The organism is Nocardioides sp. NPDC000445, assembly GCF_040300245.1.
Lineage (GTDB): Bacteria > Actinomycetota > Actinomycetes > Propionibacteriales > Nocardioidaceae > Nocardioides.
Genome location: NZ_JBEPDH010000003.1, coordinates 74,606 through 90,702, shown reverse-complemented (window position 1 = coordinate 90,702; position 16,097 = coordinate 74,606). Strand labels below are relative to the sequence as shown.

General features: G+C 70.5%; 10 protein-coding genes. 7 read left to right on the top strand and 3 right to left on the bottom strand.

Translation table 11 applies throughout. The annotated features are described in order from the left end of the window. Nucleotide 1 precedes the first annotated feature (1 nt). From ABT304_RS04995 to ABT304_RS04985, 3 genes are all read left to right on the top strand, one after another. On the top strand, nucleotides 2-1,843 hold the full coding sequence (locus tag ABT304_RS04995) for a phosphoenolpyruvate carboxykinase (GTP) (RefSeq protein WP_350713607.1): 1,842 nt from the start codon (nucleotides 2-4) through the stop codon (nucleotides 1,841-1,843). Nucleotides 1,844-2,010: 167 nt separating this feature from the next. Next, the gene (locus tag ABT304_RS04990) at nucleotides 2,011-2,385 is read left to right on the top strand and encodes a DUF805 domain-containing protein (protein WP_350713606.1); all 375 of its coding nucleotides are present in this window, start codon (nucleotides 2,011-2,013) and stop codon (nucleotides 2,383-2,385) included. A 59-nt stretch (nucleotides 2,386-2,444) separates the two neighbouring features. Continuing rightward, complete coding sequence (locus ABT304_RS04985; protein ID WP_160026449.1) at nucleotides 2,445-2,942, top strand: PGPGW domain-containing protein; 498 nt, start codon at nucleotides 2,445-2,447, stop codon at nucleotides 2,940-2,942. Between the two features lie 7 nt (nucleotides 2,943-2,949). Here the strand turns inward: ABT304_RS04985 and ABT304_RS04980 are convergent, their stop codons facing one another. From ABT304_RS04980 to ABT304_RS04970, 3 genes are all read right to left on the bottom strand, one after another. Beyond that, nucleotides 2,950-4,839, bottom strand: coding sequence for a DUF5107 domain-containing protein (locus ABT304_RS04980; protein ID WP_350713605.1), 1,890 nt, complete (start codon nucleotides 4,837-4,839; stop codon nucleotides 2,950-2,952). A gap of 110 nt (nucleotides 4,840-4,949) precedes the next feature. Next, on the bottom strand, nucleotides 4,950-6,347 hold the full coding sequence (locus ABT304_RS04975) for a hypothetical protein (protein WP_350713604.1): 1,398 nt from the start codon (nucleotides 6,345-6,347) through the stop codon (nucleotides 4,950-4,952). After that, nucleotides 6,344-6,814: a hypothetical protein gene (locus ABT304_RS04970; RefSeq protein WP_350713603.1), complete on the bottom strand. Its 471-nt coding sequence runs from the start codon at nucleotides 6,812-6,814 to the stop codon at nucleotides 6,344-6,346. The genes ABT304_RS04975 and ABT304_RS04970 overlap by 4 nt, the downstream gene beginning before the upstream one ends. Before the next feature lie 107 nt (nucleotides 6,815-6,921). On the opposite strand from ABT304_RS04970, the gene ABT304_RS04965 reads away from it, so the two are divergent. From ABT304_RS04965 to recD, 4 genes are all read left to right on the top strand, one after another. Continuing rightward, on the top strand, nucleotides 6,922-7,494 hold the full coding sequence (locus ABT304_RS04965) for a hypothetical protein (RefSeq protein WP_350713602.1): 573 nt from the start codon (nucleotides 6,922-6,924) through the stop codon (nucleotides 7,492-7,494). Nucleotides 7,495-7,703: 209 nt separating this feature from the next. Continuing rightward, complete coding sequence (gene recC, locus ABT304_RS04960) at nucleotides 7,704-11,069, top strand: exodeoxyribonuclease V subunit gamma (protein ID WP_350713601.1); 3,366 nt, start codon at nucleotides 7,704-7,706, stop codon at nucleotides 11,067-11,069. Continuing rightward, nucleotides 11,069-14,341: a UvrD-helicase domain-containing protein gene (locus tag ABT304_RS04955; protein ID WP_350713600.1), complete on the top strand. Its 3,273-nt coding sequence runs from the start codon at nucleotides 11,069-11,071 to the stop codon at nucleotides 14,339-14,341. The genes recC and ABT304_RS04955 overlap by 1 nt, the downstream gene beginning before the upstream one ends. Beyond that, nucleotides 14,338-16,092, top strand: a complete 1,755-nt coding sequence (gene recD / locus ABT304_RS04950) for an exodeoxyribonuclease V subunit alpha (RefSeq protein ID WP_350713599.1) — start codon at nucleotides 14,338-14,340, stop codon at nucleotides 16,090-16,092. Before ABT304_RS04955 ends, recD begins: the two co-directional genes overlap by 4 nt. The last annotated feature ends 5 nt before the right edge of the window (nucleotides 16,093-16,097 follow it).

The following is a 16,097-nucleotide window of genomic DNA, read 5'->3' as shown; positions in this document are numbered from 1 at the left end:
AATGGTTGACGTGGACAAGGTCCTCGATGAGGCGGGGCTGACGAATCCTCATGTGCGGGAGTATGTCTCCTACTGGGCAGGGGTGACCGGAGCCGAGCAGATCGAGGTTGTCAGCGCAGCCGACGACGAGCGGCTCCTCCAGGAGTCCCTGGCAGCGGGCGAGCTTCTCCCGGTGACGGGCGGCCGCTACTACAGCCGTTCCTACAGCAAGGACACCGCGCGCTCCGAGGAGCGCACCGTGGTCGCCACCTCCAACCCGGAGGACAAGGGCGTCTACAACAACTGGAAGCCGGCTGACGAGACCGTCAAGACGCTCACCGAGCGGATGACCGGCGCCTCGGCGGGCAAGACGATGTACGTCATCCCCTACCTGATGGCGCCGGCCGGCTCGCCCCTGGAGGCGTACGCCGCGGGTGTCGAGCTCACCGACAGCCGCCCGGTCGTGCAGCAGATGATCCGGATGGCCCGCGTCGGCATCGACTACATCAACAACCTCGCCGACCCGAACTCCTTCGTCCGTGCCGTGCACGTGACCGGCGACCTGCCCAACCTCGGGCAGGGGACCGACAAGGACCAGCGGCTCTTCGCGACGGTCGCCGACCAGCGTACGATCCTCCACTTCGGCTCCTCCTACGGTGGCAACGCGCTGCTGGGCAAGATCGCCCACGGCCTGCGCCAGGCCTGCTACGACGGCCGCGCCTCCGGCAAGTTCCTGGCCGAGCAGTTCCTGCTGCTGGGCATCAAGGACAAGGAGACCGGTGAGGAGTTCCACGTCGTCGGTGGCTTCCCGTCCGCCTCCGGCAAGACCAACCTCTCGATGACGCTCTCGCCCGACGCCCTCGGTGAGCGTTACGAGGTCACCTTCTACGGCGACGACATCGCCTGGATCTGGGTCGGCGAGGACGGCAAGCTCTACGCCTTCAACCCGGAGAACGGCGTCTTCGGCGTCGCCAAGGACACCAACGAAAAGACCAACCCGGGCGCCATCCAGGCGATCCTGCCGGGCTCGGGTGCGATCTTCACCAACGTCGCCTACAACGAGAAGACCCAGGAGGTCTGGTGGGAGGGGCTCACCAAGCACCACCCGGACGACCTCGACGGCTGGATCGACTGGAAGGGCGAGCGCATCGCCGACCGGATCGACGACGAGCTGGGCGACCCCTGGGCCCACCCCAACTCCCGCTTCACCACGCCGATCTCGCAGGTCCCCAACGCGGCCCCCGACTTCGACAGCCCCGCCGGCGTGCCGGTCGACGCGATCATCTTCGGTGGCCGCACCCGTGACCGCGAGCCGCTGATCCGCGCGATCACCGACGTGGCCGAGGGCGTCTACGACGGCCTCACCCTCGGTGCCGAGGCGACCGCCGCGGCCGACGGCCTCGAGGGCGTGCTGCGCTACGACCCGATGTCGATGCGTCCGTTCCTCGCCTACGAGGAGGGCGACTACGCCCGCCACTGGCTGAAGATCATCGGCGAGGCCACCGACAAGCCGGTCTTCGCCCACGTCAACTGGTTCCAGCGTGACTCCGAGGACGGCCACTTCCTGTGGCCCGGCTACCGCGAGAACGTGCGCGCGCTGCTGTGGCTGCTGCAGTTCAAGAAGGGTGAGGTCAAGGGCCAGCAGAGCCCCGTCGGCGTCATCCCGACCGAGGACGAGCTCGACCTGCGCGGCCTCGACCTGCCGCAGAGGGACCTCGACCGGATCCTCTCCCTCGACCTGGACCGCTGGAAGCAGGAGATGGGCTTCCGCGAGGAGCACCTCAAGCAGTTCAAGCTGCCCGAGGAGATCTGGGAGGCGCACAAGCGCGTCGCTGCTGCCATCGACGAGGCCGCTCAGGCCTGATCGAGACCACAGCCGGGGGCGGCGTACGGAATCTTCTTTCCGTACGCCGCCCCCGTTGTTTCCGTCTGCTTCCGTTTCCTACGGGAAGATGAACTTTGTTCGTATCTGGAACAGATGCCCGGCCAGACATTTACGTAGCCGATGTCCCCCACCTAAGGTTCCTGCCCGTGACGATCCCCTTGAGCCAGCCGCTTCGGGCGGCCTCGATCACCGAGGCGTACGCGCGGTTCTGGAAGAAGTACGCGACATTCTCGGGTCGCGCCAGCCGCACCGAGCTGCTCTGGCCGATGCTCGTGAACCTTCTGATGCTCATCGTCCTCGTACTGGCGCGGGACGAGGTGGTGAGCCTCGTGATCGGTCTCTACGGACTGGTGGCGTTCGTGCCGACCATCGCGCTCGGTGCGCGGCGGCTGCACGACATCAACCGCTCCGGGTGGTGGCAGCTGATCCTGGTCGTACCCGTGGTCGGTGACATCGTCCTCGCAGTGCTCTGGTTGACCTTCCCGAGCCCCGAGGGCGTCAAGTACGACCTGGCCGCATGAGCGGACGTAAGATTCCCCTAGTTGTTCTCGGGGTTGTCCCGGAATGGCAGGCTATTGGCATGAAGTCCCTCGCAGGAGCCGCAGCGAAGCGGCTCGCCTACGAGACCGTTGGGTGGCTGCTCGTGGTCGCCGGTATCGCCGCGATGGTGTTGCCGGGGCCGGGGCTGTTGATGCTCTTCGGTGGGCTGGCTGTGCTCTCTCGCCAGTACGCCTGGGCTCGCCGCTACGTCGAGCCGGTCCGCCTCCGCGCCCTGCGCGGGGCTGCCGAGGGCGTCGAGACCTGGCCGCGGATCGTGGCCTCGACCCTCGGGGCGCTCTCCATCGGTGCCGTCGGCGTCGTCTTCCTGATCAACCCGCCTGCGCCCCACTGGTGGCCCCTCGAGGCGTCCTTCTGGCTCCTCGGCGGCGACTGGACCGGTGTCACCCTGTTGGGGTCGTGCATCATCGCCCTCGCCATCCTGGGCTACTCCTACCGCCGGTTCCACGGTCACCCCGACGCCCGTCACCAGCTCGACGAGGACATCGAGCACACGGGTGAGATGAACAAGGTCGCCTAGCGGGCCGTCAGCCGGACGTCATCCGGAAGTCGTACGCAGGTGGCACCGGCTCTCCGGGATGAACGGCGAGCCAGAGCGTGTCCAAGGCCGCCTCGCCCTCGCGGAGGTTGTCGACCGTGATGCCCTCGTCGAGAAGTCTGCGAACCCGGTCGAGGTCGCCCAGGGCGAGCGCCGCTTGTGCGGTGCACAGTCGGATCCGACCATGCTCACGGTCCGCGCCGGAAAGGGCGGCGACCACTTCGAGCGCTTCAGCGGGGCGGCCGGCGGCGATCAGCGATTGGAGCAGCTCGATGGTGAGCTCGCGCAGGTCGGGACGGAGGCGGTGGGCCTCGAGCAGGAGGTCCGCAGCAGACGGGTCCGCCGGTTCGGCGAGGTGCGCGAGGGCACGCAGGGCCCAGGGGTTGGGACGGTCGGCGACCGACCGCTCCAGGACTTCGCGCGCTCCGCGGCGGTCGTCGTCGGCCAGCAGGAGCAGGCCGAGGTGGTACCAGGCGTGCCAGTCGTCGGCCGAGGCCTCCAGCAGCTCGCGCCAGTGCGTACCGAGGACCGGAGCCGCGGGTGGATCGCTGATCGGCAGCCGACCGTGCTGCAGCAGATCCAGCCAGGGCTTCTGATCGTCGCCGCAGGCCCCGAACGGGCGCAGCGGGTCCGCCGGCACAGCGCCGGCCGCGACCTCGAGCGCGCCCCACCCGGACCCGCGGGCGAGCAGGTCTGCGGGCGGTGCGAAGCGTCCTGCCTCGCCGAGGGCGTCTTCCAGCTCGGCCCGCGGGACGAGTATCTCGACCGCCTCGTTCACGGCCGCACGGGCCGAGTCCCACGAGCCGTGCACCTGCTCGGGGTCGACCTCGAGCAGGCCGAACGCCTCGGCCCAATCCCAGGTCTCGCCGCCGGGCAACGCGAGGTGCTCGAGCTGCGTACGCGCCAGGCCCGCCTGGATCTCGATGTAGGCAGCGCCCGGCCCGGACAGCCACTCCTGCCACCGCTGTCCGCCGGCGCCGGTGCCCCACTGGAAGAGCTTGCGGCCGATGAGTCGGTCGGTGGAGGTCTGGACGAGCCCGCGGCCGTCGCCGTCGAGCGCGGCGATCCAGCGGCGCTCGTCGCCCGGTACGTCCATGAAGAAGTCGGCCGCCTGCGGGAACCTCGCCGGATAGCTCTGGTCGCTGCCCGCCGTCTGCGGAAAGTCGATCAGCCTCAGCTGCTCCGCGTAGTCGAAGTGGAACGCCCGCTCGGCCGGCGCGACGACACGTACGTCCGGGCTCTGGGGCACCGCGATGTTCGTCCACCAGTAGACCGGTGTCGGGTTCGGCGCCGGGTTGTGGAGCGAGACGTGCACCAGCAGCACCGGGGATCCTGCTGGCAGCCAGGCATCGATCGTGACCAGGACCCGCCGCATCCGCTCGAACTCGAACATCCGCAGGACCGGGGTGCCGTCCGGCGCGGTCAGGCTCACGGCGTGCAGCGGGGAGCAGGTGAGTGGCCAGTGCCCCGTGGCCCCGAGATTCCACTCCACCCCGCCGGCCAGCCAGGCGTCGCGCAGTGCCAGGTTGGCGGGCTGCAGGAGGGGGTTGCGGTGCAGCAGCTCCCGGCCCGACGGCCGGTGCACCAGCGACCACAGCCGTCCACCGTAGCCGGGCAGGAAGGTGGCAGAGAGCAGCTCGTTCTCCAGCACCAGGCTCGGCAGATCGCGCATGCCGCGTCGGCGCGTATAGGAGTCCTGAGCCGTGTACGGCAGCAGCGTGCTCGGCCGGCCGTACTCGAGGTTGGCTGCCATGTCCGGATAAGGCGCGGCGCCGGGCTCGAACCCTGGCCGGGGCACGCCGTGCAGCAACGGCAGCGGCCCGTCGATCGGGTCCTCAGCGCCCTCGATCGAGAGCCGGTCGATCCTCAGCGTGGTCATCGCGACCATCCAACCAGGCTGAGGACGCTGCCACCCGGACAATGCGAACCGCCGGCCTCCTCCACGGTTGTGGGCCGTGGAAGCGGCCGGCGATTCAGTGAGCGTCGTTCCTACGAGGGCTTGCGGCCGTTCTTGTCAGCGCTGGAGGCGTCGTCCTGCGGTGCGTTCGGAGTCCAGCCCCGGGACGCATTGGGATCCAGGACGTCGCTCGCCGTCTCGGTCCAGTCGTCGGTGTAGTCAGCCTGCCAGTCCTGGTCCTGACCGTTCCTCTTGTCGTCCTTCTTGCCGCCGCGGCCGCCGGCACCGCCGGCTCCTGCACGGCTGCCCGCACCCGTCGGGCCGCCGCGGCCGCCACGACCACCAGCGCCGCGGGCACCTGCCCCGGCACCCGCGCCGCGTGCGCCAGCCCCGGCACCTGCGCCGCGAGCTCCGGCGCCGGCTCCGCCGCCCGCGCGGGCACCGGCGGCGCCGGCCCTGGCTGTTGCAGACCTCGATGTCGCGCTTGCCGTCGCTGCCTTGGCAGACGCTCCGGCCGCGAACTTGTTGGCAAGCGCCTTGGCCACACCAGCACCGAGCAGAGCTCCGCCGCCACCGATCGCGAGCGCGGCCATGCCACTCGTCCCGCCCCCAAGCGGGGCCAGCCCGTCAGCCGTCTCGACCATGGCGTACGACGTCGAGGGCGCCGGCGACCCGTCGGCGTTGACCCATTGGGTGCCGTTCCACTCAGGCTTGTTCTCGGCCTCGTACGCCTTGATGCTCTCCATCTCGGCTGCCTTCAGATCCTGACCCCAGCCACCCGGATACATGACGCCGGAACTGTAACTTGCGGCCCGGGCTCGGGCGGCCTGGATGTCGCTGTAGGAACCTGACGAGGACGGTGCTGTCGGGCCGTCGCTGGGTCCGTCACTGTTGGGCTCGTCAGTAATGGCGCGGACCGGCGGTATGGCCGTGTAGTTCGCGTTGTCGATCAACTTGATCTGTTCGGCTGCCTCCCGTTCGGCGTCCGCGATGGCCTGCTCGGCGGCCGCGTGGGCGGCTCGGTCAGCTTGCAGCGCTTTCTGGTTCTGGCTCGCCTGTGCGCTGTCTACCCCCGTGCCGGTCTGCGCATACTTCGGATCTGAGGGATCGGGCGCAGGGCCATGGTTGGAGGGAAGGGAGGCAGCGAGCTGGGCCTCGATCTGCTTCGCTTGGCGAGTGATTGTCACTGTGGCGCCGAGGGCCTTTACCGCCGCGTCGAGCTGATCGGCCTTGTCATGGAGCTCCGTCGCCGCCTGTTGGAAAGCCCGACGGGCCGAATCGGTGGTGAGAGAAGTCTCCTCGAATGCCTCCGGCAGCTTACTGCTTGCCAGTTCGAGGTCGCGGGCAGTCTGTCGCATCCTGTCGCGGGCCTGCTCCCAGTCTTTCAGCCGCGTCTCAACCTCGTCCGGCTCAGCGAGGGCGACGTACTGCTTGAGGATGACCATCATCGGGCCTTTGACGACCCCGCCGCCAACTGCAGGTGCATTCACTTCTGGTCCTCCTGGTCCTGACCGAACTCAGAACGAGACACAATCTCTTGCAGCTGATCTGGAGTGAGCGGGAGGAACGGGATCTGGAATCCCGGGATGTCAGGGCGGTCATCTTTGAACAGGTTCTCGAAGAACGGCTGGTTGATCGCGCTCACGGCTGAAGTCATCTTGTTGTTGAAGGCGATCTTTGCTTCTTCGTCGGAGTCGGTGATCGCGCGCTCGGCGGCGTGGAGACCATCGACGAAGTCGATCAGCGCGTTAGACGTCTCCGAGAGAGCCGAGTTGATCCGGTCGGTGGCGAGATCCACCAGACTGCTGAGATTGCCCGCGGTCTTGCTGCCGCCCATGGTCCCACCGGCCGGTTTGTCGACATTGACCTTGTCGATATCGACCTTCGAGTCCATGAGGACCTGCGTCATCTTCGCGACCAGAGCCTTGTCGACCCCGGTCGAGCCTGAACCTGCCATGAAGAGCCTCTCCCCGAGTATCCGTTCGCTTGGAGTGAAGTCTAAACACGGCTCATGACGGCGTCAGCAGCAATAACGATCGCCAGGAACCCACTATCCTCTGCGGCATGACCCGATCTCGGACAACTTGTCTCGTTGCCGTCGCTGTTGCCGCAGGCGTGCTGACTCTGACATCCTGCGGCGGTGGTTCTGGAGAACCCTCCGATCCTGACACCGCAGGTGCGTCGAGCAGCCCAACTGCGTCAGAGTCTTCGGTTGAGCCGGGCACGGGCGAAGTAGCGGAGATCAACGGCGCGCAGCTCCAGCCGCCATCTGGCTGGACCGTCGAAGTGGAAGACGGCAGCCCCATCGTGTCGGCTCCGGACGATGAGCTCGACTACTCGCCAGGATTCGGCATCCTCAACGCCGACGTCACACTTGCCGATAACACCGAAGAGCTGGCAACAGCGGCGACGGACACCGCATCTGATGCTAAGCGACTCGCTGACGTCAAGTTTGGCGGCGTGACGTTCTTCCACATCAGGCGAAGCAACGACACAAACACGTACGACACTTATGGGACCGTCATCGAGGACTCCGAGGTCACGGTGGCGTGGACCTTTATCAACGACTTGGCCGACGCGAAGCAGAGGGATGCTTTGATCAACCAGGCCATGTCGACTTTCAAGTTCAAAGGTTGAGTCCACAACCTTCTCGTGGGCCGACCGGCCCAGCAGGTGGCGTGCAGGCCGCGACGCCGCGGGTTGGGTCAGAGGGGAATGCCACGCTGGTACCGGCGACCAGCTTTCGCCTGGTGGCGGTCGGACCTGGGCTGAGGGTCGGCCTGAGCGTGGGAGATGTGCCCTAGCGCTCAGGACCGCTGTCGGCGGTCACCGATAGGTTGCGGTCTGTGGTCGTACATCTGCACCGCGCGCCGCGGACCGATCTGCTCGCCGACTCGCTCGGCGAGCTGTTGTCGGTGCCGTTGGAGGATCCGTTCGCGACGGAGGTCGTGGTGGTGCCGGCGCGGGGGGTGGAGCGGTGGTTGTCGCAGCGGCTCTCGCATCGGCTGGGGGCTGCTGAGGGGCGTGCGGACGGGATCTGTGCGGGGGTCGACTTCCGGTCTCCCTGGTCGCTGTTCGCGGAGGTCGCGGGCACGGGGGATGAGGATCCCTGGGCGCCGGAGTCGCTGACCTGGCCGGTGCTGGCGGCGATCGACGCATCGCTGGACGAGCCCTGGGCCACGCCGCTCGCGCAGCATCTGGGGCACGGGGATACGACAGAAGAAGGCGTACGTCGGCGGGGGCGGCGGCTGGCGCTGGCCCGGAGGCTGGCGCGGTTGTTCGCTGGGTACGCGGACCAGCGGCCGGCTGTGGTCGCCGACTGGAGTGCAGGGCTGGACACGGACGGCCTCGGGGCGAAGATCGCCGAGGATCTGGCGTGGCAGCCACCGCTGTGGCGGGCCGTCGCCGGGCTGGTCGGCGGGCCGACGCCGGTCGAGCGGCAGGAGGCGACGGTCGCGCGGCTGAAGGAGGCACCGGACGCGTTCGAGCTGCCGGGGCGGGTCTCGTTGTTCGGGCACACTCGGCTCTCGGCGACCGACATCGAGCTGGTCGCGGCGCTCGGCGAGCACCGCGACGTGCATCTGTGGTTGCCGCACCCTTCCGAGGCCCTGTGGCAGGCGCTCGCTGGGATGGACGGGAAGGTGGCGCGTACGGCCGACCGGTCGCACGACAAAGTCGGGCATCCGCTGCTGGCCACACTAGGGCGGGACACGCGAGAGCTGCAGCGTTGCCTGAACGGGTTCTCTGGGGCGTCGATCGCCGATGGCACCTTCGACACAGACGGCCGGCTGCTCGGGTGGCTGCAGGAGGACATCCGGCACAACACGCTCGGCGATCGCGCGAACCGGGTGTTGGAGCCGAAGGACCGCTCGATCCAGGTGCACGCCTGCCACGGCGAGGCGCGGCAGGTGGAGGTGCTGCGCGAGGTGCTGCTGGGGCTGCTCGAGGACGATCCGACGCTGGAGCCGCGGGACGTCCTGGTGATGTGCCCCGACATCGAGACCTTCGCGCCGCTGATCGAGGCCGGGTTCGGGCTGGGGGAGATGACCGGCGAGACCGGACACCCCGCTCACCGGCTGCGGGTGAAGCTGGCGGACCGGTCGTTGACGCGTACGAACCCGCTCCTGGACGTGGCCACCAGGCTGCTCGACCTCGCCGGCGGCCGGGCGGGGGTGAGTGACGTACTCGATCTCGCTCATCTCGACCCGGTGCGGCGCCGGTTCGGGCTCAACGACGACGCCCTGGAGCAGCTCGAGGACTGGGCCAAGGACGCCGGGATCAGGTGGGGCTTCGACGCGGAGCACCGCGAGCCCTTCGGGCTGGAGACGTACGTCGCCAACACCTGGCGCTTCGGGATGGACCGGATCCTCACCGGGGTCGCGATGTCCGAGGACTCGGCGACCTGGCTGGATACGACGCTGCCGTTGGACGACGTGGGGAGCGGAAGCGTCGAGCTGGCCGGGAAGTTCGCCGAGCTCGTCGATCGGCTCGAGCAGGTGACCGACGAGCTGGCCGGCGTACATCCGCTGAAGCACTGGCTGAAGGTGATCGAGGAGGGCGTCGCCGCGCTGACGTCGGTCTCGAGCAACGACGAGTGGCAGTCGGGCCAGGTGACCAGGGAGTTGTCCCGGGTGCGGGACGCCGCCGCGGGGCAGGAGGTCGACGAGCTGCGTCTGCCGGACGTGCGCGCGCTCCTCGGCGCACGGTTGGCCGGCCGGGCGACGCGTGCCAACTTCCGCACCGGCACGCTGACCGTGTCCACGCTGGTGCCGATGCGGTCCGTGCCCCATCGTGTGGTCTGCCTGCTCGGCATGGACGACGGGGTGTTCCCGAGGGTCGGGATCACCGACGGCGACGACCTGCTGGCCCGCAACCCGCAGACCGGGGAGCGCGACCTGCGCAGCGAGGACCGGCAGCTGTTCCTCGACGCACTGCTGGCGGCGACCGAGACGCTGGTGGTGACCTACACGGGTGCCAACGAGTACTCGGGCCAGCCGCGGCCGCCCGCGGTGCCGCTGGGGGAGCTGCTGGACACGCTGGACGCGACCGCCGTCTCCGCGGATGGCAGGCCGGTCAAGGAGGTCGTGACGACCCGGCACCCGCTGCAGCCATTCGACCCGCGCAACCTGACGCCCGGCGCGCTGGTGCCCGGACACTCGTTCTCCTTCGACAAGGCCGCCGAGGCCGGCGCCCTCGCCGCGGTGTCCGACCGTGTCGAGCCGCCGGAGTTCCTGCCCGGCCCGCTGGCGCCGGCCGCCACCGGAGACCTGACGCTCGAGGAGCTGCTGGCCTTCTACCGCGCGCCGGTGCGCGCGTTCTTCCGCGACCGGCTGGACCTGGCGTTGCCGCGTGATGACGACCCGCTCTCCGACGGTCTGCCGGTCGAGCTCGACGGCCTGGGGCAGTGGTCGGTGGGCGACCGGCTGCTCCACGACCTGCTCGCCGGGATGTCGGAGGAACAGGCGACGCAGCAGGAGTGGCGCCGCGGCGTACTGCCTCCGAAATGGCTGGGCTGGCGCATCCTCACCGACGTGATCACCAAGGCGAAGCCGATCGCGGCCGAGGCCCTGCGGGTGCGGCAGGCGGGCATCTCCACGGGGCAGGCGCGGGCCGTCGACGTCGAGGTCGACCTCGGTGACGGTCGGCGCCTGACCGGCACCGTCCCACAGGTCTACGGCGACCGGCTCGCTCCGGTGACGTACTCCCGCCTGGGCGCCAAGCAGCGGATCGAGTCGTGGGTGCAGCTGGTCGCGCTGGCCGCCTCCGACGAGGACCGGGCCTGGAGCGCGTGGACGCTGGGTCGGCCGGGCAACTCCCGGTCGCGTACGCCGTTCGGGCTCTCCCAGCTCGGGCCGCTCGACCACACCGCGGTCGATGTGCTGCGTGACCTGGTGCGGTTGCGCGACCGCGGGCTGTCCGCGCCGCTGCCGCTGCCGCTGAAGACCTCGCTCGCCTACGCCCGCCAGCGGCGGACCCAGGCCGGGGTGGACGACGCGCTCTACAAGGCCGGCTGGGAGTGGAACGACGGACGGTTCGAGGGCGAGGAGTCCGATGTGGAGCAGGTGAGGGCCTGGGGCAAGGGGTCCGGGATCCCTGGTCTGGGTATCCCGCCGGAGGCCGGCGAGGAGTTCGACGGGGAGACGACCCGCTTCGGCGCGCTCGCGATGCGGGTGTGGTCGCCGTTGCTCACCGCCGAGCAGGGGAGCTGGTGATGGACGGATTCAACCTGACCGGTCCCCTCCCGACCGGCACCACCCTGATCGAGGCCTCGGCCGGCACCGGGAAGACCTTCACCATCGGCGCCCTGGTCACCCGCTACGTCGTCGAGGGCGAGGCGACCCTCGACGAGATCCTGGCGATCACCTTCGGCCGCGCCGCCTCCCAGGAGCTGCGCGACCGCGTGCGCTCCCACCTGGTCGAGGCGGAGCGAGCCTTCGCAGCCGCTGTCGCCGGGCAGCGTCCGACCCCGCTCGACGCCCACCTCGAGCTGCTGCTGGAGGTGTCCGACGACGAGATCCGGGTACGCCACGAGCGCGTGCGCGACGCGCTCGCCTCCTTCGACGGGGCCACGATCGCGACGACCCACCAGTTCTGCCAGCTCGTGCTGCGCTCGCTGGGGGTGGCCGGCGACACCGACGCCGGCGCCGAGCTGGTCGAGTCGCTCGACGAGCTGGTCGTGGAGGTCGTCGACGACCTCTATCTGAAGTGGTTCGGCGAGGCTCGGGAGCGACCGCCGTTCGACCGCGACGACGCGCTGGGGCTGGCGCGCACTGCGGTCGAGGACCCGCAGTCGGTGCTCGCCCCGGCGCCGGCCGAGGACCCGGTCGCGGGTGCGCGGGTGCGGTTCGCCGAGGCGGTCCGGGACGAGGTCGACCGACGCAAGCAGATGCGCGGCGTCCTGTCCTACGACGACCTGCTCTCCCGCCTCGCGGTCGCGCTCGAGGACACCTCGGCGCCGGCCCGGGCACGGATGCGCCAGCGGTGGCGGATCGTCCTGGTCGACGAGTTCCAGGACACCGACCCGGTGCAGTGGCAGGTGCTCTCCCGGGCCTTCGAGGGCCACGCCACCCTCGTGCTCATCGGTGATCCGAAGCAGGCGATCTACGCCTTCCGCGGCGGCGACGTCTTCACCTACCTGACCGCCGCCCGAGCGGCCGAGACGCAGGCGACGCTCGACACCAACTGGCGCAGCGACGCCCCGCTGGTCGAGCGGCTCCAGGTGGTCCTGCGCGGCGCAGCTCTGGGCTCGCCCGAGATCGTCGTCCATGACGTCAAGGCTCACCACGCGGGGTCAAGGCTGGCGGGTGCCCCGCATCCGGCGCCGTTCCGGATCCGCCGGGTCGGTCGCAGCGGCTTCAAGCTCACCCGCGGCCGGATGATCACCGCCGGTGACGCCCGCACCCACATCGCCCGGGACCTCGCCGGAGACATCGCCGAGCTGCTCGGCTCCGGGGCCACCTGGTGCGATGCCCCGGTCCAGGCAGGGGACGTCGCGGTCATCGTCGCGGTGCGCTCCCACGGGCTGCTCGTCCAGCGGGTGCTGCAGGAGCACGGCATCCCGGCGGTGATGGCCGGCGGCGGTGACGTCTTCCTGACCCCCGCCGGCGAGGACTGGCTCGCGCTGCTGCAGGCGCTCGACTCGCCCCACCGAACGCCGCTGGTGCGGGCAGCCGGGCTGAGCGTGTTCTTCGGCTACACCGCGACCGAGCTCGACGCGGGCGGCGAGGCGCTGACCTCGCGCATCGCCGACACGCTGCGCGGCTGGGCGCTGCTGCTGCGCGGCCGAGGCGTCGCCGCCCTGATCGAGGCGGCGGAGGAGCGCGGGCTCACCGCGCGCGTGCTGCGGCGCACCGACGGGGACCGGCTGCTCACCGACGTACGTCATCTGGGGCAGCTGCTCCATGACATCTCCGTGCGCGACTCGCTCGGACTGCCTGCGCTGCTCGCCTGGTTCCGTGACGAGCGGCGGCGTTCCGCCGCCGCCGAGCGGCCGCGGCGGCTCGACTCGGACGCCGCGGCGGTGCAGATCGTCACGGTGCACGGGTCCAAGGGGCTGCAGTACCCGATCGTCTACCTGCCCTTCGCCTACGACTTCTTCGTCCGCGACCCGGAGGTCGCCCGCTTCCACGACGCCTCGGGGCAGCGGACGATCGACGTCGCCCGGACCGGCGCGCAGTGGGCCGAGCACCTGGCCCGACACCAGGCCGAGGAGCTCGGGGAGGAGCTTCGAGATCTGTACGTCGCGCTGACCCGGGCGCAGTCCCAGGTCGTCGCGTGGTGGGCGCCGACGGCCAACACGGCCACCGGCGGACTGCACCGGCTGCTGTTCGGGCGAGGTCCCGGTCAAGCGGTGGTTCCTGACAGCGTCGCCGTGCCGAGTGACGAGGACGCGGCGAGCCTGCTGAGCAACGTCGCGCGCCACGGCGGTCCGGTGGCCGAGGAAGCGGTGCCGGTGACGGCAGCACCGACGGTGCGAGAAGCGCCGCCCGGCGTGCTGGCCGCGCGGCCGTTCACCCGTGAGGTCGACGCCGAGTGGCGGCGTACGTCCTATTCAGGGCTCATCCGGGTCGACGAGGGCGTCGCGGCGACCTCGGAGCCGGAGGTCGAGGGGAAGGACGACGAGCCCATCGCCGAGGACGTCGATCTCATCGAGCCTCCCGCGGAGGAGGAGCACCTCTCGCCGATGGCCGAGCTGCCCAAGGGCGCCGGCTTCGGGTCGCTGGTCCACGCGGTCCTGGAGCACACCGACCCGCAGGCCCCCGACCTCGGCGAAGAGCTGCTGACGAGGACCCGCGAGCAGCTCCGCTGGTGGCCGGTGCCGGCCTCGGCCGAGGACCTCGCGACCGCGATCCTGCCGCTCAACCTGACCTCTCTCGGCCCGCTCGCCGATGGGCTGACGCTGGCCGAGATCCCGCTACGCGACCGGCTGCGCGAGCTCGACTTCGAGATCCCGCTCGGGGGCGGTGACACCCGCGGGCCGGACGATCCCGACGTGTGCCTCCGTGACCTCGCGCCGCTCCTGCGCGCTCACCTTCCGGCGGACGACCCGATGGTGACGTACGCCGACCGGCTGGAGGCTCCGCCGCTGGGGGACCAGTCGCTGCGGGGCTACCTGACCGGTTCGGTGGACGTGGTGCTGCGGCTGCCGAGCGGACGGTTCGTGGTGGTCGACTACAAGACCAACTTCCTGGGCGTGGAGGCGATGGACTACACCCAGCCGAAGCTCGCCGAGGCGATGCTGCACTCCCACTACCCGCTGCAGGCGCTGCTCTACTCCGCGGTGGTGCACCGCTTCCTGCGCTGGCGCCTGCCCGGGTACGACCCCGAGAAGCATCTCGGTGGCGTGCTCTACCTCTACGTGCGCGGGATGCTCGGCCCGGACACGCCCGTCGTCGACGGCATCCCGACCGGCGTCTTCACCTGGCAGCCGCCCGCGTCCCTCGCGATCGCGCTGTCCGACCTGCTGGACGGAGCAACCGCATGATCGAGCGCTGGGAGTCCGAGGACCCCTTCGACGCACGGCTGGCCAGGTCCGCCACCGGCCTGCTCGCGTCGTTCAACCGCGAGGGTGTGCTGACCGCCGCCGACGTACACGTCGCGACTCGGGCCGCCGCGCTCGCCGGAGAGGAGCGCGACGAGGTGCGACTGGCGGTGGCGCTGGCGGTCCGCGCGGTCCGGCAAGGGTCGGTCTGCGTCGACCTGGCCACGCTGCGGGAGACCGAGGAGACGCTGCCCTGGCCCGCCGCTGAAGGCTGGCTGGACGCCGTCGCCGACAGCCCGCTGGCGGCACAGTCCCTGGTGCAGGTCGAGGACGGCCTGCTCTACCTGGACCGCTATCACCGCGAAGAGGGACAGGTACGCGACGACCTGCTCGCCCGCCTGGCCTCGCCGCGTCCCGTGGCCGACGAGGCCCTGCTGGAGGCGACCGCGGCCCGGCTCTTCCCGGGCGAGGGCTACGCCGAGCAACGTGCCGCCGCGCTCGCCGCCGCCCGGCAGTCGACGACGGTGCTCACCGGCGGCCCCGGCACCGGCAAGACGACGACCGTGGCCGGGCTGCTGGCGCTGCTCACCGAGCAGTCCTCGACCCCGTTGCGGGTCGCACTGACCGCCCCGACGGGCAAGGCGGCCGCGCGGCTTCAGGAGGCCGTCGAGGGTGCCCAGCGGGCGCCTCAGTTCACCGCCGACGACCGCGGCCGCCTCGCAGGTCTCACCGCGTCGACCCTTCACCGCCTGCTCGGCTGGCGGCCCGGCTCGTCGACGCGGTTCAAGCACCACCGCACCAACCGGCTGCCGCACGACGTGATCGTCGTCGACGAGACGAGCATGGTCTCGCTGACGATGATGGCCCGGCTCCTCGAGGCGGTACGCCCGGAGGCCCGGCTGATCCTCGTCGGCGACCCCGACCAGCTCGCGAGCGTCGAGGCGGGCGCGGTGCTCTCCGACCTCGTCGCCGGGCTCGCCGTGCGCTCGCCCGACGCCGTCGCCGCCCTCCGCATCACCCATCGCTTCGGTGGCGCGATCGGCGCCCTGGCCGAGGCGCTGCGGGTCGGCGACGCCGATGCGGCGCTCGACGTGCTGAAGTCCGGCGACCCCGCGGTCGAGCTCGTCGACCCGGCCGACGAGGCCCGGGTGGCGGAGGTCGAGCGTGGCCTGGTCGCCCACGCCGCCGCTCTTCACGAGGCCGCGCTCGCGGGCGACGCGGAGCGCTGCGTACAGATGCTCGACGAGTCGCGCCTCCTCTGCGCCCACCGCGACGGGCCGTGGGGCGTCGCCCACTGGAACCGGCAGGTCGAGCGCGGCCTCGCCGAGACCACCGGTGAGCCGCTCGGCATCGGCTGGGGTCACGAGTGGTATCCGGGCCGGCCGGTCCTCGTCACCGCCAACGACTACGGCCTCGGCCTCTTCAACGGCGACACCGGAGTCACCTACACCGACGCCGGCGGCGACCTCCGCGTCGCGATCGCGGGCGGTGCGACGTACGCACCCTCACGGCTCGGCGACATCGAGACCCTGCATGCGATGACCGTCCACAAGTCTCAGGGCAGCCAGGCCAGGTCCGTCACCGTCCTGCTCCCACCCGACGACTCCCCCTTGCTCACCCGCGAGCTCTTCTACACCGCGGTGACCCGGGCCCAGGAGCGCGTACGCATCGTCGGCACCCCCGACGCCGTCACCGCCGCGATCACCCGCCGAGCCCAGCGCGCCTCCGGCCTCCGCCAACGCCTCGGGAACTGAGCTGC

Bases quoted from the DNA above. Each gene is read 5' to 3' on its own strand.
- ABT304_RS04995 (WP_350713607.1), top strand. From the start codon at position 2: ATGGTTGACGTGGACAAGGTCCTCGATGAGGCGGGGCTGACGAATCCT.
- ABT304_RS04985 (WP_160026449.1), top strand. From the start codon at position 2,445: ATGAAGTCCCTCGCAGGAGCCGCAGCGAAGCGGCTCGCCTACGAGACC.
- ABT304_RS04980 (WP_350713605.1), bottom strand. From the start codon at position 4,839: ATGACCACGCTGAGGATCGACCGGCTCTCGATCGAGGGCGCTGAGGAC.
- ABT304_RS04970 (WP_350713603.1), bottom strand. From the start codon at position 6,814: ATGGCAGGTTCAGGCTCGACCGGGGTCGACAAGGCTCTGGTCGCGAAG.
- ABT304_RS04965 (WP_350713602.1), top strand. From the start codon at position 6,922: ATGACCCGATCTCGGACAACTTGTCTCGTTGCCGTCGCTGTTGCCGCA.
- ABT304_RS04955 (WP_350713600.1), top strand. From the start codon at position 11,069: ATGGACGGATTCAACCTGACCGGTCCCCTCCCGACCGGCACCACCCTG.
- recD (WP_350713599.1), top strand. From the start codon at position 14,338: ATGATCGAGCGCTGGGAGTCCGAGGACCCCTTCGACGCACGGCTGGCC.